This is a genomic window from Hyphomonas sp. (assembly GCF_022844445.1).
Lineage (GTDB): Bacteria > Pseudomonadota > Alphaproteobacteria > Caulobacterales > Hyphomonadaceae > Hyphomonas.
The window spans coordinates 1-18,561 of sequence record NZ_JALHLS010000012.1 but is presented as its reverse complement, the minus strand read 5'-3'; the positions used below and the strand labels follow the sequence as shown (position 1 = coordinate 18,561).

Sequence of the window (18,561 nt, the reverse complement as noted above, 5' to 3'; positions counted from 1 at the left end):
CTCGACGGAGGGACAATGATTACAGGAGGTCAGCGACGTCGTGCGCCTGCTTGACTACCTGACGGGTTTCATTTCGCTCCTTGCGCTGCCCTTTATCGCGTGGTGGGGCGTGAACCAATCCCCCCATAGCGCCGCAAGGCTCGAAGCGCAGCTCGAGGCCCGGGCGCAGCAGGCGTTGCTGCTCGCCGGGCTCGACTGGGCTGAGGTTAACATGGACGGGCAGACAGCCATTCTGACCGGACCGGCGCCCTCGCCGGATGTTGCCGAGGAAGCTGCGGGCATCGTCCTGCGCAGCAGCGGCCGGGGCGGCCTCCTGTTTGGCGGGGTCTCCCAGGTTGAGACGCGGGTGCATCCGGCCGAACCCGTCCGGCCCTATGTCTGGCGCGTCGAGAAACTGGCGAGCGGTCAGCTGAAACTCTCGGGGCATGTGCCGTCGAAAGCGGCGCGGGCCGCGCTCCTTGAAGAAGCGGGCGCGGAGTCCAACGGACCGCCAATCGACGAGATGGTGGTGGCAGCCGGCGCGCCGGCGGGGAACTGGCAGGGGATCGCGCAGTTTGCGCTCTTGCAGACGGCGGACCTCGATCAAGGCAGCGCCGTGCTCACCGATCATGTGCTGACTTTGCGCGGCGAGGCGAGCGACGAAGCGCGCCGGGCGCAGCTGACATCGGCGACCCTGGCGCTGGCCGCGCCGTTCCGGGGGGTGGCGTTGGTGCAGGGCGTGCCGCTCTGGTCAGCGACGCGTTCCGAAGGCGAACTCGTCTTGTCGGGCGCGGTACCGGGCGAGGCCGATCGGCGCGCCCTGATGACGCATGCCCGGCGCGGGTTCGACGGCGAAGTGCGCGACGAGATGGTGGTGGCAGAGGCTTCTGCGGCAGACTGGCTTGAGGGCGCAAAGGCGGGCCTTGGCCACCTGGCCGCATTCCGGTCTGGCACGATGACGTTTGATCCGGGCGTGAACGGATTCACCTTCGAGGGCGAAGCGCCGGCGAGCAGGCTGCAGTTCCTCAGCGAGGACATGGCGCGAACGGCGGGGCGGTGGCGCGTTGTGATCGCGGCGGTGCCCGAGGTGGTGGATGCCGGCGCGCTGGCGCCGGAGGCTGCCTGCACGGACGACATCAACCGGATGCTGGAAACCGAGGCGGTCGGGTTCGTGCCGGGCCGCGCGGAGTTTCGACGGGAGAATGCCGGCGCGCTCGACCAGCTGGCCGGGATCGCGCGGCGCTGCGATGCCAGGGTCAGGCTGGAACTTGCCGTCAACGGGGATGCTCTGGCACAGGCACGCGCCGCGGCGCTGGCGGACTATCTGGAACGTGCGGGCGTGTCCCGGCCGCAGCTTGCTGCAATCGCCTATGGCCCGGCAACGGGGGTCGAGGGTATGGACACTGGCGCGGCCGTGGCTTCAGACAGGCCGCGCGAATTTACTGTACGGGAGCGAAGCGAACGATGACCTGGCTGATGACGCATATGTGGATCGCGCTCGCGGCAACCGGTGTTGTGACCCTGCTTCTCGGCTGGTCGATCCGCGGCATGATGCTGTCCGGCAAGATGCGTCAGGCGATGGTCGAACGCGACATGGTGAAGGTCGAACTCGGCGAAGCGCGGGAAGAGGTCGAGCGCCTGTTTGCGGCGCAGCGCAAGCTTACGAATGGTGAGGCACCGGTCGCCGCCGGACCCGATCCGATCCTGACCCGCAAAGTGGAATCGCTGACCGCCGAACTGGCGCGTAAGTCTGCCGAGATCGATGCGCTGAAGGCCGCGGCAAATGCCGCGCCTGCTGGCGCGGCGGTGGCAACGGCTCCGGCTGCAGCCGCGCAGGTCGAGGATACGCTGGTCTGGCGCAACCGGCACCTTGAGAGCCGGGTCGTGCATCTGGAATCCGAACTTGAGAAAGCGCAGTCTGCCGTTGTGGCGGCGCCGGCGCCCGCACCGGGCGAGGCGGCGCCGGAGCCCGCTGCGCCGGCTGTCGATACATCGAAGCTGGAATGGGAAGTGGGCTATCTGCGCACGCGCGTCGAAGCGCTGCAGACCGAGCTCGCAAACGTGCCCGCGCAGCCGCCGGCTGTAGCTGCGCCTCAGCCGGTCGCCGACGCCCCCGCAGCGGCTGCGCCGCCCGAGACAGCCGCACCGGCCGAGGAAGAGATCGCCCGCCTGCGCTGGCGCGTTCGGTTCCTTGAAGGGCGGCTCGCCTATTTTGAAGGTGACACGGAAGCCGGCAAGGCTGAGGCCGCAGCGGAGGCGCAAGAGCAGGACACACGCGCAGCGCCGAGCGCCGCCGAAGCGATCCTCGGCCAGCTGGAAGCTGCGGACGAACTGGCGGATGCAGAAGCCGTAAAGGAAATCCCGAGGGTTCGGCCAATGGCACTGGAGCGGCCGTTTGCCGATACGCCAGATGATCTGACGCTGATCGGAGGCATCGGACCGAAGATCCAGGACGTGCTGAACTCGCTCGGTGTTTTCCACTTTGACCAGATTGCCGACTGGAAGCCCGAGAACGTTGCATGGGTCGACGAGTATTTGAGTTTCTCCGGACGCATCGTGCGCGAAGGCTGGGTTGAGCAGGCCGCCGTGCTTGTCGGCGAAGCGGCCGACGCGTAACCGGCGCATTCAGAGCGGGTTCACGCCGCCTCTCCTAGTACCCCCGTGCACTGGCGCGGGCTGTTTGCTTTTTGTGAAGCTGGCAGTAGGCTCACCGCGAAGCCCGTCACAGGAGAATGAACCGATGTCGCGTGATTATGATCTGGGTGAAACGTTCGATAGCCGACTGCTCGCCGAAGCACCGCGCGTGCGCCTGTCGCGGCGGGGTATCGTTATGGGCCTTGCCGCCGGCAGCGTGTTCCCGTTCGTCTCCGGCTGCACGACCAACGCCGCAACCGGCGACAGCCAGCTGCTCCTGTTCGGCGATGACCAGATCGCCAGCATGGCGGCGACTGCCTGGACCGACATGAAGGCACAGACGCCGCAGACGTCGAACGCGCAGCTCAAGAACCGGGTGCTCGGCATCTGGGACCGGACCATCAAGGGCGCTGCCGCGCAGGGCCATGTGAACCCGAACGACCAGTGGGATGTCGCCGTCTTCGACACCGATGATGTCAACGCCTTCGTTATGCCGGGCAACCGTGTCGGCGTGTATCGCGGCATTACTGAGCTGACCGAGAATGATGATCAGATCTCTTCTGTACTTGGCCACGAGACCGGACACGTGGTTGGCCGCCATGCAGCAGAGCGGATGTCGGTGACGACCGCGGCGCAGGTCGGCCTGATGGCGGGCCAGATTGCGGTGGCCTCGTCCGAAGAGCTGTCCAAGTATGGCAGTATGATCGGCGCCCTCGGCGGCGCGGCCGTACAGTTCGGTGTGGTGCTGCCCTACAGCCGCAAGCACGAGCTGCAGGCCGACAGGCTGGGCGTCGATTACATGCACAGCGCCGGCTATGACGTGAAACAGTCCGTCCGGCTTTGGGAGCTGATGGCTGCGCAGTCCGAAGGCCAGCGCCCGCCGGAGTTCATGTCCACACACCCCGATCCAGTCCGCCGGGCCGAAGAGCTGCGCAGCTATATCAACGCCCGCGGCTATGCCCTGATGTAGGACTTGCCAGTAACCTTCTTTTGAAGCCCGGATGGCCCCGCTGTCCGGGCTTTTCTCTGTCTGGCGCTTGACCGGGGAGGGGCATTGGGTCATACGCCCCGCTTCCGCGGGAGGCTGCCAGCCGTACCGCGGAGCCTCGTTATCAACCGGGCGGATCGAAAGACCACCGCCCCACCGCCAAAGTTGTGAGGACAAAATGGCTAAGAAACTTCTGGGGCAGATCAAGCTCCAGATCCCGGCCGGTAAGGCTAACCCGTCGCCGCCCGTGGGCCCCGCCCTGGGCCAGCGCGGCATCAACATCATGGAATTCTGCAAAGCCTTCAACGCGCGTACGCAAGGGCTCGAAGAAGGCATTCCGACGCCCGTGGTCATCGAATATTACCAGGACAAGTCGTTCACCTTCGTCACCAAGACGCCGCCGGCTTCGGTGCTGCTGAAGAAGGCCGCTGGCCTGAAACTCGGCAAGAAACCGGCCTCGGGCGCCAAGAAGCCCGGCTATGACACCGTCGGCAAGGTCACCATGGCCCAGGTCCGCGAGATTGCGAAGGTCAAGATGAATGACCTTAACGCGAACGATCTGGACGCTGCCACCAAGATCATCGCCGGCTCTGCCCGCGCGATGGGCCTTCGGGTTGAGGAGTAAGCATCATGGCCAAAGGAAAACGTACCCGCGCCATCGAGCAGACGATCGACGTCACCAAGACGTACACGATCTCCGATGCTGTGAAGCTCGTGAAATCGAACGCCAAAGCGAAGTTCGACGAAACCATCGAGATCGCCGTTAACCTCGGCGTTGACCCCAAATATGCCGACCAGCAGGTCCGCAGCGTGGTCAACCTGCCGGCCGGTACCGGCAAGAACATCCGCGTTGCCGTGTTCGCCAAGGACAAGAAGGCTGACGAAGCCCGCACCGCCGGCGCCGACATCGTGGGCGCCGAAGACCTGTTTGAGAAGGTCAATGGCGGCTTCATGGACTTCGACCGCGTCATCGCGACCCCGGACATGATGGGTCTTGTCGGCCGTCTCGGTAAGGTGCTCGGCCCGCGCGGCCTGATGCCGAACCCGAAAGTCGGCACGGTCACCCCGAACATCGCCCAGGCCGTCAAGGACGCCAAGGGCGGCGCCGTCGAGTTCAAGGTCGAAAAGGCCGGTATCGTGCACGCCGGCGTCGGCAAGGCGTCCTTCTCCGATGCTGACATCGAGAAGAACGTCACCGCCTTCCTCGGCGCGCTGGTCAAGGCCCGTCCGTCGGGCGCCAAGGGCACGTTCGTGCGCAAGGTCACCCTGTCGTCCACCATGGGCGGCGGCGTGGTCATCGATCTGGCCGAAGCCAAAGGCTGATCGGCGCAGGCCAACCCGCCTCAAGTCACAAAGCCCGGCCTCTGCACTTGCGGGGGGCCGGGTTTTTTCTGGCTGAAAACTGCCTTCACAAAAAAGCGGGCAGGGGGTTGCGGACCGGTGGAAAAAGCGTTAATGCCCGCCGCTTGACGGGAGTTCACCGATGTGTATTCGGGGGACTCCCGTTTCCTGTCACAGACCATAGGCCGCTCTTCTACAGGGTGCCAAGGGCCGCAAGGCCACCTATGCAGACGGGGTGAGGCGTAGATACGGTTCGGATTTTCCTGGATTTTTCAGGGAAGGGCGTACCGGGCAGGCCAATCCCTGGGCAGGCGCTGGATGCCGCAAGGCGGAAGGCGATTACCAGGGCGGCCGGATGGTCCGGACGCCTCAATGGAGACCCGCAATGGATAAAGCTGGAAAAAGCGCGGCTCTCGATACCCTGAAAGGGGTGTTCGAACAGTCGGGCGTGGTCATCGTGACCCACTATACCGGTCTCACCGTAGCGGAAATGACGAAGCTGCGTGGCATGCTCCGCAAGGACGGCGCGCACTTCAAAGTGGTCAAGAACCGCCTGGCGAAAATCGCCCTTGGCGGGACGGGCGGCGACAAGGCTGCAGAACTCTTCCAGGGTCCTGTTGCCATCGCCTATTCCCCGGATCCGGTGTCGGCTGCGAAAGCGGCTGACGAGTTCTCGAAGGAAAATTCGAAACTCGTGATCATCGGTGCGGTGATGGGCGAGCAGGTGCTTGATGCCAAAGGCGTCGAGATGCTCGCAAAGCTGCCCTCTCTCGATCAACTGCGTGGCAAGATTATCGGCCTCGTGCAGGCGCCGGCGACGAAGATCGCTGGCATCCTTCAGGCGCCGGCATCGCAACTTGCCCGCGTGGTGTCCGCTTACGCGTCGAAAGACGCGGCTTAAGATACCCGTTTTCGCAAACCTACGACCTCAACAAAGACCCAAACAACAGGACATTGAACCATGGCAAATCTGGACAAGATTGTCGAAGACCTCTCGGCTCTGACCGTTCTCGAAGCGGCTGAACTTGCGAAACTTCTCGAAGAAAAATGGGGCGTTTCGGCCGCTGCGCCGGTCGCCGTTGCAGCTGCTGGTGGCGGTGCTCCCGCTGCTGCTGCCGAAGTGCAAACCGAATTCGACGTTGTTCTCACCGATGCCGGTGCGAAGAAAATCGAAGTCATCAAGCTCGTCCGCGAAGTTGTTCCTTCGCTCGGCCTGAAAGAAGCCAAGGACCTCGTCGAGTCCGCTCCGAAAACCGTGAAAGAAGCGGTTTCGAAAGCTGACGGCGAAGCCCTGAAGAAGAAGTTCGAAGACGCAGGCGCCAAAGTCGAACTGAAGTAAGCGCCTTATGGCGTGTATCCGGACGGTGTTCGCGCGAGGCACCATCCTGTTCTGGATCAGCGCGGCGGTCTGACTTTCAGGCCGCCGCGTGCTCGCGTTTCAAACTCCGGCTTGCCGCCCCTCCTGGCGGCGCCGAAAAAATGGGAACTTGGGATGGCACTCTCCTTCACGGAAAAGAAACGTATCCGCAAAAACTTCGGCCGCATTCCCGAAGCCATCGAAATGCCAAACCTGATCGAGGTCCAGCGCGAGTCCTACGAAGCCTTCCTCCAGATGAACACGCCGCGCGAGAAGCGCACGGATGATGGTCTCGGCGGTGTCTTCAAGTCGGTTTTCCCGATCACCGACTTCTCCGAACGCGCCACGCTCGAATACGTTTCCTACGAATTCGAACAGCCGAAGTTCGACGTTGAAGAGTGCATGCAGCGCGACCTGACCTACCAGGCGCCGCTCAAGGTCCGTCTCCAGCTCGTCGTGTTCGACGTGGACGAGGAAACTGGTGCACGCTCCGTCAAGGAAGTGAAAGAGCAGGAATGCTATCTCGGCGACATCCCGCTGATGACCGACAAGGGCACGTTCGTCGTGAACGGCACCGAGCGCGTGATCGTCTCGCAGATGCACCGCTCGCCGGGCGTCTTCTTCGATCATGACAAAGGCAAGACCCACGCGTCCGGCAAGCTGCTGTTTGCCGCCCGGATCATCCCTTACCGCGGCTCGTGGCTCGACTTCGAGTTCGACGCGAAAGACATCCTGAACATCCGGATCGACCGCAAGCGCAAGCTGCCGGCGACGACGATCCTTTACGCGCTCGGCTACAACACCGAGCAGATCCTCGACAGCTTCTACAGCCGCTCGATCTTCCGCCTCGACAAGAAAGGCTGGATCGCAAGCTTCCGCCCCGACGCCTGGCGCGGCGTGAAACCGGAATACGATCTCGTCGATGCAAAATCGAAGAAGGTCGTTGCGGAAGCCGGCAAGAAGATCACGGCGCTGAAAGCGAAACGCATCGCTGAAGGCGGGACGGACGAAATCCTTGTTCCGTCGGAAGCCCTGATCGGCAAGTTCCTGGCGCGCGACGTCGTGAACATGGAAACCGGCGAAATCTTCGGCGAGGCGGGTGACACGCTGGAAGAAGAGTCGATCGCCGAAATGCGCGATTACGGCCTGAAGATGATCGAAGTGCTCGACATCGACGCCGGCGGCCGCGGCCCCTGGCTGCGCAACACGCTGAAAGCCGACAAGAACGAGACGCGCTTCGAGGCGCTCTCTGATATCTACCGTGTCATGCGCCCCGGCGAGCCGCCGACGCAGGAAGCGGCTGATGCACTTTTCGGCCAGCTGTTCTTCGACTCCGAGCGTTATGACCTGTCGGCCGTTGGCCGGGTCAAAATGAACATGCGTCTCTCGGTGGCCGTGCGCGAGTACGAGTCGGCCGAAGACTCGATGCGCGTCCTGCGCCACGAAGACATCATCGGCGTCATGAAGGTCATCCTCGACCTGAAGGACGGCAAGGGCGAAGTCGACGACATTGACAACCTCGGCAACCGCCGCGTCCGTTCGGTCGGCGAGCTGATGGAAAACAACTACCGCATCGGTCTCGTGCGCATGGAGCGCGCGATCAAGGAACGCATGGGCGCCGTCGACATCGACACGGTCATGCCGCACGACCTGATCAATGCCAAACCGGTGGTCGCCGCTGTCCGCGAATTCTTCGGCTCATCGCAGCTGTCGCAGTTCATGGACCAGACCAACCCGCTCTCCGAAATCACCCACAAGCGCCGTCTCTCGGCCCTTGGCCCGGGCGGCCTGACGCGCGAGCGTGCCGGCTTCGAAGTGCGCGACGTGCACCCGACCCACTATGGCCGCATCTGCCCGATCGAGACGCCGGAAGGCCCGAACATCGGCCTGATCAACTCGCTCGCCACCCACGCCCGTGTGAACAAGTACGGGTTCATCGAAAGCCCGTACCGCAAGGTCCTGAAGGGCAAGCTGACCTCCGAGGTCGTCTACCTCTCCGCCATGGAAGAATCGATCTACAAGATCGCCCAGGCCAACGCGACCGTGAACGCGAAGGGTGAACTCGTGAACGAGTTCGTCAACGCCCGCGTCGCCGGCGAAGCGACGATGGTTTCGAAGGACGAAATCCAGTACATGGACGTTTCGCCGAAACAGGTCGTCTCGGTGGCTGCCTCGCTGATTCCCTACCTCGAGAACGATGACGCCAACCGCGCGCTCATGGGCTCGAACATGCAGCGTCAGGCCGTGCCGCTCGTCCAGTCGGAAGCGCCGTTCGTCGGCACAGGTATGGAAGCCGTCGTGGCCCGCGACAGCCGCGCCGCCATCGTTGCCCGCCGGGCAGGGGTGGTCGAGCAGGTCGACGCGCTGCGTATCGTGGTGCGCGCCACCGAGGACATCGATGGCGCAAAATCGGGCGTGGACATCTACCGTCTCGCCAAGTTCCGCCGCTCGAACCAGAACTCGTGCATCAACCAGCGCCCGATCGTAAAAGTCGGCGACATCGTTTCCAAGAACGACATCATCGCGGATGGTCCGTCCACGGATCTCGGCGAACTGGCGCTCGGCCGCAACGTGCTCGTCGCGTTCATGCCCTGGAACGGCTACAACTTCGAAGACTCGATCCTGATCTCCGAACGGATCGTGAAAGACGACGTCTTCACCTCGATCCACATCGAGGAGTTCGAGGTCGCCGCCCGCGATACGAAGCTGGGTCCGGAAGAGATCACGCGCGATATTCCGAACGTCGGTGAAGAAGCGCTCCGCAACCTCGACGAAGCCGGCATCGTTGCCGTGGGCGCCGAAGTGAAGGCGGGCGACATCCTGGTCGGCAAGGTCACGCCGAAGGGCGAAAGCCCGATGACGCCGGAGGAAAAACTCCTGCGCGCCATCTTCGGTGAGAAAGCCTCGGACGTGCGCGACACCTCGCTGCGCGTGCCGCCGGGCGATTCCGGTACGGTGGTGGATGTCCGCATCTTCAACCGCCACGGCATCGACAAGGACCAGCGCGCACTCCAGATCGAGCGTGAGCAGATCGAACAGCTGCAGGAAGACAAGGAAGACGAACAGTCGATCCTCGAGCGCAACACCTATGCACGCCTCCACGACCTGCTTTCCGGCAAGGAAGCCGCAGCCGGTCCGAAAGGCTTCAAACCGGGCCGCATCACGGCCGCGGCTCTTGAAGACCTGTCGGAGAAGCAGCTGTGGGATATCGAGCTGAAATCGGAGAAGGCACAAGCCGAGCTTAAAGCCCTGCGCGAACAGTTCGACGCCTCGATCCGCGAACTCGAAGCCCGCTTCAACGACAAGGTCGAGAAGGTCCAGCGCGGCGATGACCTGCCTCCCGGCGTCATGAAAGTCGTCAAGGTCTTCCTGGCCGTGAAGCGCAAGCTGCAGCCGGGCGACAAGATGGCCGGCCGTCACGGCAACAAGGGTGTGATCTCGAAGATCAACCCGAGCGAAGACATGCCGTTCCTCGAGGACGGTACCCCGGTCGATATCGTGCTCAACCCGCTCGGCGTGCCGTCGCGGATGAACGTGGGTCAGATCCTTGAGACACACACGGGCTGGGCCTGCCGTGGTCTCGGCCGGATCATCGACAAGGCGCTCGACGAGTTCCACCAGAAGCAGGACATGAAAGGCCTCAAGAAGGCGCTCGTGACGGCCTATGGCAAGGACCAGGAAATGCCGGAGACGGACGAAGAGATCGTCGAACTCGCCGGCAACCTTCGCAACGGCGTGCCGATGGCAACGCCGGTGTTCGACGGCGCGCGTGAAGACGACATCAACGACATGCTGACGCGTGCCGGTCTCGACACCTCGGGCCAGGTGAAGCTGTACGACGGCCGTACCGGTGTGGCGTTCACCCGCCAGGTCACCGTGGGCTACAAGTATCTCCTCAAGCTCCACCACCTTGTGGACGAGAAGATTCACGCCCGTTCGACCGGTCCGTACTCGCTCGTCACGCAGCAACCGCTGGGCGGCAAGGCACAGTTCGGTGGCCAGCGCTTCGGCGAGATGGAAGTCTGGGCCCTCGAAGCTTACGGCGCCGCCTACACGCTGCAGGAAATGCTGACCGTAAAGTCGGACGACACTGCCGGCCGCGCGAAGGTCTACGAAGCGATCGTCCGCGGCGACGACACGTTCGAGGCCGGCATCCCCGAGAGCTTCAACGTGCTCGTCAAGGAAATGCGTTCGCTGGGTCTGAACGTCGAGTTGATCGAAGAAGGCAGCGCCGCGCTCAACGAAGATGCGTCGGTGGCCGCCGAATAAACGCGAAAGCTTAGAGTCAAAGCCCCGCAGGCAGTCCGGATCTGCCGGCGGGGCCAAGCCTGATACCGGAATTTTTCAGGGCAGGGGGCCGAAGCCTCCCAACGCCCACCCGAAGGAGCAGACACCGATGCGCCAGGACGTCGCCAACATGTTCAACCAGAATACGCCCGCCCCGACATTCGAGGCGATCCGTATTTCGATTGCGAGCCCGGAGAAGATCCGCTCGTGGTCGTCTGGTGAGATCAAGAAACCCGAGACCATCAACTACCGTACCTTCAAGCCGGAGCGCGACGGCCTGTTTTGTGCGCGGATCTTCGGACCCACGAAGGACTACGAGTGCCTTTGCGGCAAGTACAAGCGCATCAAGTATCGCGGCATCGTCTGCGAGAAGTGCGGCGTGGAAGTCACGCTGGCGCGCGTGCGCCGCGAGCGCATGGGCCACATCGACCTGGCTGCGCCGGTTGCCCACATCTGGTTCCTGAAATCGCTCCCGTCCCGGATCGCGACGCTCGTCGACATGCCGCTCAAGGATGTCGAGCGCGTGCTCTACTTCGAAAGCTATGTCGTGATCGAGCCGGGCCTGACAGAGCTCGAGCCAAAACAGCTTCTGACCGAAGAAGAGTACATGGATGCGCAGGACCGTCTCGGGGAAGACGCGTTCACGGCGCTGATCGGCGCTGAAGCCATCCGCGAGATCCTGAAGTCGCTCGACCTGCCGACGCTGGCTGACCAGCTGCGCGAGGACCTGAAGGAATCGACCTCGGAACTGAAGACGAAGAAAGCCTCCAAGCGCCTCAAGGTGGTCGAGTCCTTCCTGCAGTCGAAAGCCAAACCGGAATGGATGATCCTGACGGTCGTCCCGGTGATCCCGCCGGACCTGCGCCCGCTGGTGCCGCTCGATGGCGGCCGCTTCGCGACGTCGGACCTCAACGACCTCTACCGCCGCGTGATCAACCGGAACAACCGCCTGAAGCGCCTGATGGAACTTCGCGCGCCGGACATCATCATCCGCAACGAGAAGCGCATGCTTCAGGAGTCGGTTGACGCCCTGTTCGACAACGGCCGCCGCGGCCGTACGATCACGGGCACCAACAAGCGCCCGCTGAAGTCGATCTCTGACATGCTGAAAGGCAAGCAGGGCCGATTCCGCCAGAACCTTCTCGGCAAGCGTGTCGACTATTCCGGCCGTTCCGTCATCGTGGTCGGCCCGAACCTGAAGCTGCACGAGTGCGGCCTGCCGAAGAAAATGGCGCTCGAGCTGTTCAAGCCGTTCATCTATGCGCGCCTCGACGCGAAAGGCCTCGCCGGCACGGTGAAGGCTGCGAAGAAGCTCGTGGAAAAAGAAAAGCCGGAAGTGTGGGACATCCTCGACGAGGTGATCCGCGAACACCCCGTGCTGCTCAACCGCGCGCCGACGCTGCACCGTCTCGGCATTCAGGCGTTCGAGCCGAAGCTGATCGAAGGCAAGGCCATCCAGCTGCACCCGCTCGTCTGCGCCGCGTTCAACGCGGACTTTGACGGCGACCAGATGGCTGTCCACGTCCCGCTGAGCCTCGAGGCCCAGCTGGAATGCCGCGTGCTGATGATGTCGACCAACAACATCCTCTCGCCCGCCAACGGCAAGCCAATCATCGTTCCGTCGCAGGACATCATTCTCGGCCTCTACTACATCTCGATCGACATGAAGGGCGAGCCGGGGGAGGGCATGAAGTTCTCCGACCTCGCAGAGATGGAGCACGCGCTCGAAGCCGGGCTGATCACGCTGCACTCGAAAATCAAGGCGATGTATGACGGCATCGATGCCGACGGCAAACCGCGCCGTTACGTCATCGACACGACGCCGGGCCGCTTCCTCGTGGCAAACCTCCTGCCGCGCAAGCTCGGCATCGGGCCGGAACTCGTCAACGCTGTTCTCACCAAGAAGGCGATCGGCAAGATCATCGACGAAGTCTACCGCCTGTGCGGTCAGAAGGCGACGGTCATCTTCTGCGACAAGGTCATGGAGCTCGGCTTCAAGGAGGCCTGCAAGGCTGGCATTTCCTTCGGCAAGGATGACATGGTCATCCCGGAAGCGAAGAAGAAACTGGTCGACGCGACCAAGGAACTCGTTTCCGAGTACGAACGTCAGTATGCGGATGGTCTCATCACGCGCGGCGAAAAGTACAACAAGGTCGTTGATGCCTGGTCGACCTGCACTGACAAGGTTGCAGATGCCATGATGGACTCGGCCTCGAAGGCCCAGGCTGCCAAGGGCGACCGCAAGGCCCAGGTCAATTCGATCTTCATGATGGCCGACTCCGGTGCCCGCGGTTCGAAGAACCAGATGAAACAGCTCGCCGGTATGCGCGGCCTCATGGCCAAGCCGTCGGGCGAGATTATCGAGACGCCGATCATCTCGAACTTCAAGGAAGGCCTCACCGTTCTCGAGTACTTCAACTCGACGCACGGCGCCCGCAAGGGTCTCGCCGATACGGCGCTCAAGACTGCCAACTCGGGCTACCTCACGCGCCGTCTCGTCGACGTCGCTCAGGACTGCATCATCAACGAGGATGATTGCGGCACTGAGAAGGGCATCGAGATCTCGGCCGTCATGGAAGGCGCCGATGTCGTTGTCTCGCTCTACGAGCGTATCCTTGGCCGTGTCACGGCAGAGGACATCAAGGGCGCCGATGGCAAGCTGATCATCCCGGCCAACACCTACATTGACGAAGACGTGGCAACCGCCATCGAAGCGGCGGCTGTGGACCGCATCAAGGCTCGTTCGGCCCTGACCTGCGAAGCCAAGAACGGCATCTGCGTGGCCTGCTATGGTCGCGACCTTGCCCGCGGCACGCCGGTCAACCGCGGTGAAGCGGTCGGCGTCATCGCCGCCCAGTCGATCGGCGAGCCCGGCACGCAGCTGACGATGCGCACCTTCCACATCGGCGGCGCGGCCCAGGTGGCCGACCAGTCGTCGTTGGAAGCCAGCTTCGAAGGCACGGTCCGCTTCGTGGACGGCGAGTACGTCACCCGCAAGGACAAGACGATCATTGTGGTCGGCCGCCGCATGCAGGTCGAAATCGTCGACGCCGACGGACGTACGCGCCAGTCGTTCCGCCCGGCCTATGGTACCCGCCTGATGGTCAAGGACGGCGCCAAGGTTGCGCCGGGCCTGCTGCTTGCCGACTGGGATCCCTTTGCCCAGCCGATCGTTTCGGAAGTCGCCGGTGAAGCCCGCTTCATCGACCTGTCGGATGGCCTCACCGTCCGCGAGGAAACAGACGAAGCCACTGGCATCTCGGCCCGCGTCGTCATCGACCCGCGCTCGACCTCCAAGTCGAACGACCTCAAGCCGTCGATCCAGATCATCGGCAAGGACGGCAAGCCGGTTAAGCTGCCGAACGGTTCGACCGCCTCCTACGTGCTCTCCGTCGGCGCGATCCTCTCCGTCTCTGACGGCGACAAGATCGAGCCCGGCGACACGCTGGCCCGTGTCACGACCGGCGGCGCCAAGACCAAGGACATCACCGGCGGTCTGCCGCGCGTGGCTGAACTCTTCGAAGCCCGCCGTCCGAAGGACCACGCGATCATCGCCGATGTCGATGGCCGCGTCGAATACGGCCGCGACTACAAGAACAAGCGCAAGGTCACCATCGTTCCGATGGAAGAAGGCAAGCCGCCGATCGATTATCTGGTTCCGAAGGGCAAGCACCTCGCGGTCCAGGACGGCGACTTCATCAAGCGCGGCGAGTTCCTGATGGACGGCAACCCCGCCCCGCAGGACATCCTCTCCACGCTCGGCGTCGAGGCCCTCGCGAACTACCTCATCGACGAAGTGCAGAAGGTCTACCGCCTGCAGGGCGTGCCGATCAACGACAAGCACATTGAGGTGATCGTTCGCCAGATGCTGCAGAAGGTCGAGATCGTCGATGGCGGGGATACCCCGTTTATCGTCGGCGAGCACATCGATGTGGGCGAGTTCGAGGAAGCCAACGACATCGTCCGCCGGTCGCGCAAGAAGGACCAGGTCGAAGCGACGGCCACGCCGCTGCTGCTCGGTATCACGAAGGCCTCGCTGCAGACCAAGAGCTTCATCTCGGCCGCCTCGTTCCAGGAGACGACCCGCGTGCTGACCGAAGCGGCTGTACAGGGCAAGACCGACACGCTCGAAGGCCTGAAAGAGAACGTCATCGTTGGCCGCCTTATCCCGGCCGGCACCGGCGGCGGTATCCGCCAGTTCCGCCGGGTCGCTGCCGAACGCGATGCCAAACTGAAGGCCAAGCGCGCCGCCGCCATGGCCAAGGCCGAGGAAAGCCTCGTGCTGACCGGCCTGCCGGCACCGGACAAGACGGGCGCCTGAACGCCCTCCTGACCGCTTGAAACCAACGGAAAAGCCTGCCATTTCCGGCAGGCTTTTTCATTTCGGGACTCGCGCCGATGAAACTCTCGAAAGCTGACCTGGCCGGGGCGGGGTGCGCGGCGGCCGCCGTCGCCCTGATCGCCTGGATGTGTTTTCGCAGCTGGGGCGGTGTTTTGCCTTTCTAGAAGGCTTGCCCGGCCTCTTCTTTACGGTCTTGCAACGGTTCGGCGCCCTTGACGCGCCGCCCGCGCGAGTCTACACGCCGCCAAATCGTCAGAGAGGTAAACGGGCGCTGCGCCTGCAAACCGCACCGGCCGCAGCGATGCACCGGTCAATCTGGCCCCCAAATTCCCGCCGTCCCGGATGCCACATCAGGCCTTCGGGGCAGTTGTCATTATCGGCCCCCGGGCCACAACGTATGAAGAGACATCAGGCCCGATGCCGACTATCCAGCAGCTGATCCGCAATCCGCGCGAGCCCAAGCGCACCCGTACGAAGACGCCGGCCCTGAAGGCCTGTCCGCAGCGCCGCGGCGTCTGCACGCGCGTCTACACCACCACGCCGAAGAAGCCGAACTCGGCACTTCGCAAAGTGGCCAAGGTGCGGATGACCTCCGGATTTGAATCGCTGTGCTACATCCCTGGCGAAGGCCACAACCTGCAGGAGCACTCGGTCGTGCTCATCCGCGGCGGCCGCGTGAAAGACCTTCCGGGCGTGCGCTACCACATCGTGCGCGGCGCCCTCGATACCCAGCCCGTCAAGAACCGTAAGCAACGCCGCTCGCACTACGGCGCCAAGAAGCCGAAGTAAGAGGTCCAGAGCTCCATGTCCCGTCGTCACCAAGCCGAGAAACGCGAAGTCCTCACCGATCCCAAGTACAAGGATCTCGTGGTTTCGAAATTCATGAACCAGATCATGCGCGACGGCAAAAAGTCGGTCGCCGAACGCATCGTTTACGGCGCGTTCGAACTGGTCGAGACCCGTTCCAAGAAGAACCCGGTCGAAGTGTTCCACAACGCGCTGGAAGCGGTTGCGCCTTCGGTTGAAGTGCGCTCGCGCCGCGTCGGTGGTGCCACCTACCAGGTTCCGGTCGAAGTCCGCACCGAGCGCCGTCAGGCGCTTGCCATCCGCTGGCTGGCCGCTGCGGCTGCTGCCCGCAACGAGAACACGATGCGTGAGCGTCTTGCCGGCGAGCTGATGGATGCTGCGCAAGGCCGCGGCAATGCCGTGAAGAAGCGCGAAGACACGCACCGCATGGCCGACGCCAACAAGGCGTTCGCGCACTATCGCTGGTAACCAGCACTAACTGTCCGGGCGGAAGAGGTTGCTCGCCCGGGCGAGACACCCCTTTCCGCTACCTGGAACACTGAACACGAAGGTTTACACCATGGCCCGCGAATACCCGCTGGAGCGCTACCGGAACTTCGGCATCATCGCACACATCGATGCCGGCAAAACCACGACGACTGAGCGCGTCCTCTACTACACGGGCAAGTCGCACAAGATCGGCGAAGTGCACGATGGCGCCGCCACCATGGACTGGATGGAGCAGGAGCAGGAACGCGGCATCACGATCACGTCGGCTGCCACGACGACGTTCTGGGAACGCACCGAAGACGGCTCGACCGCCCAGTCGCCGAAATTCCGCTTCAACATCATCGACACGCCCGGCCACGTTGACTTCACGATCGAAGTCGAGCGTTCGCTCGCCGTGCTCGATGGCGCCGTCGTTCTTCTGGACGGCAACGCCGGCGTTGAGCCGCAGACCGAAACCGTCTGGCGCCAGGCCGACCGCTACAAGGTTCCGCGCATCGTGTTCGTCAACAAGATGGACAAGACCGGCGCGGATTTCTTCAACTGCGTGACGATGATCAAGGAGCGCACCGGTGCAACCCCGGCGCCGATCCAGCTTCCGATCGGCTCGGAAACCGAGCTTGAAGGCCACATCGACCTCATCACGATGAAGGAATGGGTCTGGGAAGGCGAAGACCTCGGCGCCACCTGGGTGCTGAAGCCGATCCGCGAGAGCCTGAAAGCGAAAGCCGAAGAGATGCGCGCGCATCTGATCGAGCTCGCCGTCGAAATGGACGACGACGCGATGGAAGCGTTCCTTGAAGGCAAGGAGCCGGATATCGCTGCCCTCCGCGCGCTGATCCGTAAGGGCACGCTGGCCCTGAAATTCATGCCTGTCCTGTGCGGCTCGGCGTTCAAGAACAAAGGCGTCCAGCCGATGCTGAACGCCGTGGTCGACTTCCTGCCGAGCCCGCTCGATGTGCCCGCTTACATGGGCTTCAAGCCGGGCGACGAAACCGAAACGCGCGACATTCCGCGTTCGGCCGATGACAGCCAGCCGTTTGCCGGACTTGCGTTCAAGATCATGAACGACCCCTACATGGGCACGCTCACCTTTACCCGGATCTATTCCGGTCAGCTGAAGAAGGGCGACTCCTTCCTCAACGCGACCAAGGGTAAGAAAGAACGCGTCGGCCGCATGGTCATGATGCATGCCAACAAGCAGGACGAAATCGCTGAAGCCTTTGCGGGCGACATCGTGGCGCTGGCGGGCCTCAAGGAAACGACGACCGGTGATACGGTCTGCGATCCGGCCCAGCCCGTCGTTCTCGAAACGATGACGTTCCCGCAGCCGGTCATCGAGATCGCCGTCGAGCCGAAAACCAAGGCTGACCAGGAGAAGATGTCGGTTGGTCTGCAGCGCCTCGCTGCCGAAGACCCGTCCTTCCGCGTCGAAACCGATTTCGAATCCGGCCAGACGATCATGAAAGGCATGGGCGAGCTTCACCTCGACATCCTGATCGACCGCCTCCGCCGCGAGTTCAAGGTTGAAGCCAATATCGGCCAGCCGCAGGTGGCGTATCGTGAGAAACTCGGCCGCGCTGCGATGATCGACTACACGCACAAGAAGCAGTCGGGCGGTACCGGCCAGTTCGCCCGCATCAAGCTCGAGTTCGAGCCGCTTGAGCCGGGTTCGGGCTTCATCTTCGAAAGCGCAATCGTCGGCGGCGCCGTGCCGAAGGAATACATTCCCGGCGTCAGCAAGGGTCTCGACATGGCCAAGGAAAACGGGCTGCTTGCCGGTTATCCTGTGACCGACTTCCGGGCCAGACTGGTTGACGGCGCGTTCCACGATGTCGACTCGAGCGTTCTGGCCTTCGAAATCGCAGCCCGCGGCGCATTCCGCGAGCTGAAAGGCAAGGGCGATCCGCGCCTGATGGAACCCATCATGAAGGTCGAAGTTGTCACCCCGGAAGACTATATGGGTGACGTGATTGGTGACCTTAACTCACGCCGCGGCCAGATCCAGGGTTCAGAGCCCCGGGGCAATGCCACGGCGATCACGGCGATGGTGCCGCTGGTCAACATGTTCGGCTATGTGTCCAACCTTCGGGGCATGTCGCAAGGCCGCGCACAGTTCACCATGCTGTTCGATCACTATGACGAAGTCCCGCGCGCCGAAGCGCAGAAAATCATCCAGGAAGTCTCGGGCTCGTAAGCCCGGTCCTCAAGTTCAGAACAAAGGAGAGGCCCGATGGGCAAGGCAAAGTTTGAGCGTACGAAGCCGCACGTGAACATTGGCACGATTGGCCACGTTGACCACGGCAAGACGACGCTGACGGCAGCGATCACGATCATCCT

Annotated in this window: 13 protein-coding genes; all 13 read left to right on the top strand. The window is 63.0% G+C overall.

The genetic code is table 11. The features are described 5' to 3' along the window. Positions 1–40: 40 nt before the first annotated feature. Positions 41–1,447 carry a hypothetical protein gene (locus tag Q0C17_RS13305; protein ID WP_291207215.1) on the top strand — a complete coding sequence of 469 codons (1,407 nt, stop codon included), beginning with the start codon at positions 41–43 and terminating at the stop codon, positions 1,445–1,447. Further along, positions 1,444–2,595: a hypothetical protein gene (locus Q0C17_RS13300; protein ID WP_291207212.1), complete on the top strand. Its 1,152-nt coding sequence runs from the start codon at positions 1,444–1,446 to the stop codon at positions 2,593–2,595. The genes Q0C17_RS13305 and Q0C17_RS13300 overlap by 4 nt, the downstream gene beginning before the upstream one ends. A gap of 124 nt (positions 2,596–2,719) precedes the next feature. After that, positions 2,720–3,583, top strand: coding sequence for a M48 family metallopeptidase (locus tag Q0C17_RS13295; protein ID WP_291207209.1), 864 nt, complete (start codon positions 2,720–2,722; stop codon positions 3,581–3,583). A gap of 196 nt (positions 3,584–3,779) precedes the next feature. Beyond that, entirely contained in the window at positions 3,780–4,226 is a 447-nt protein-coding gene (gene rplK, locus Q0C17_RS13290; protein WP_291207207.1) for a 50S ribosomal protein L11, read from the top strand. Between the two features lie 5 nt (positions 4,227–4,231). Beyond that, on the top strand, positions 4,232–4,924 hold the full coding sequence (gene rplA, locus Q0C17_RS13285) for a 50S ribosomal protein L1 (RefSeq protein ID WP_291207204.1): 693 nt from the start codon (positions 4,232–4,234) through the stop codon (positions 4,922–4,924). 403 nt (positions 4,925–5,327) lie between these two features. Beyond that, positions 5,328–5,843, top strand: a complete 516-nt coding sequence (gene rplJ / locus Q0C17_RS13280; RefSeq protein ID WP_291039834.1) for a 50S ribosomal protein L10 — start codon at positions 5,328–5,330, stop codon at positions 5,841–5,843. A gap of 60 nt (positions 5,844–5,903) precedes the next feature. Further along, complete coding sequence (rplL, locus tag Q0C17_RS13275; RefSeq protein WP_291039825.1) at positions 5,904–6,281, top strand: 50S ribosomal protein L7/L12; 378 nt, start codon at positions 5,904–5,906, stop codon at positions 6,279–6,281. Between the two features lie 153 nt (positions 6,282–6,434). After that, a complete protein-coding gene (rpoB, locus tag Q0C17_RS13270; RefSeq protein WP_291207201.1) occupies positions 6,435–10,568 on the top strand; it encodes a DNA-directed RNA polymerase subunit beta in 4,134 nt (1,377 codons plus the stop codon). 127 nt (positions 10,569–10,695) lie between these two features. Then, positions 10,696–14,907 carry a DNA-directed RNA polymerase subunit beta' gene (gene rpoC / locus Q0C17_RS13265; protein WP_291207198.1) on the top strand — a complete coding sequence of 1,404 codons (4,212 nt, stop codon included), beginning with the start codon at positions 10,696–10,698 and terminating at the stop codon, positions 14,905–14,907. A gap of 438 nt (positions 14,908–15,345) precedes the next feature. Beyond that, positions 15,346–15,717: a 30S ribosomal protein S12 gene (rpsL, locus tag Q0C17_RS13260; RefSeq protein WP_011647831.1), complete on the top strand. Its 372-nt coding sequence runs from the start codon at positions 15,346–15,348 to the stop codon at positions 15,715–15,717. A gap of 15 nt (positions 15,718–15,732) precedes the next feature. Next, the gene (rpsG, locus tag Q0C17_RS13255; RefSeq protein ID WP_291207195.1) at positions 15,733–16,203 is read left to right on the top strand and encodes a 30S ribosomal protein S7; all 471 of its coding nucleotides are present in this window, start codon (positions 15,733–15,735) and stop codon (positions 16,201–16,203) included. Positions 16,204–16,294: 91 nt separating this feature from the next. Then, entirely contained in the window at positions 16,295–18,418 is a 2,124-nt protein-coding gene (fusA, locus tag Q0C17_RS13250) for an elongation factor G (RefSeq protein ID WP_291207192.1), read from the top strand. Positions 18,419–18,454: 36 nt separating this feature from the next. Next, on the top strand, positions 18,455–18,561 hold a 107-nt coding region (locus tag Q0C17_RS13245), incomplete at its 3' end, for a GTP-binding protein (protein ID WP_291194971.1).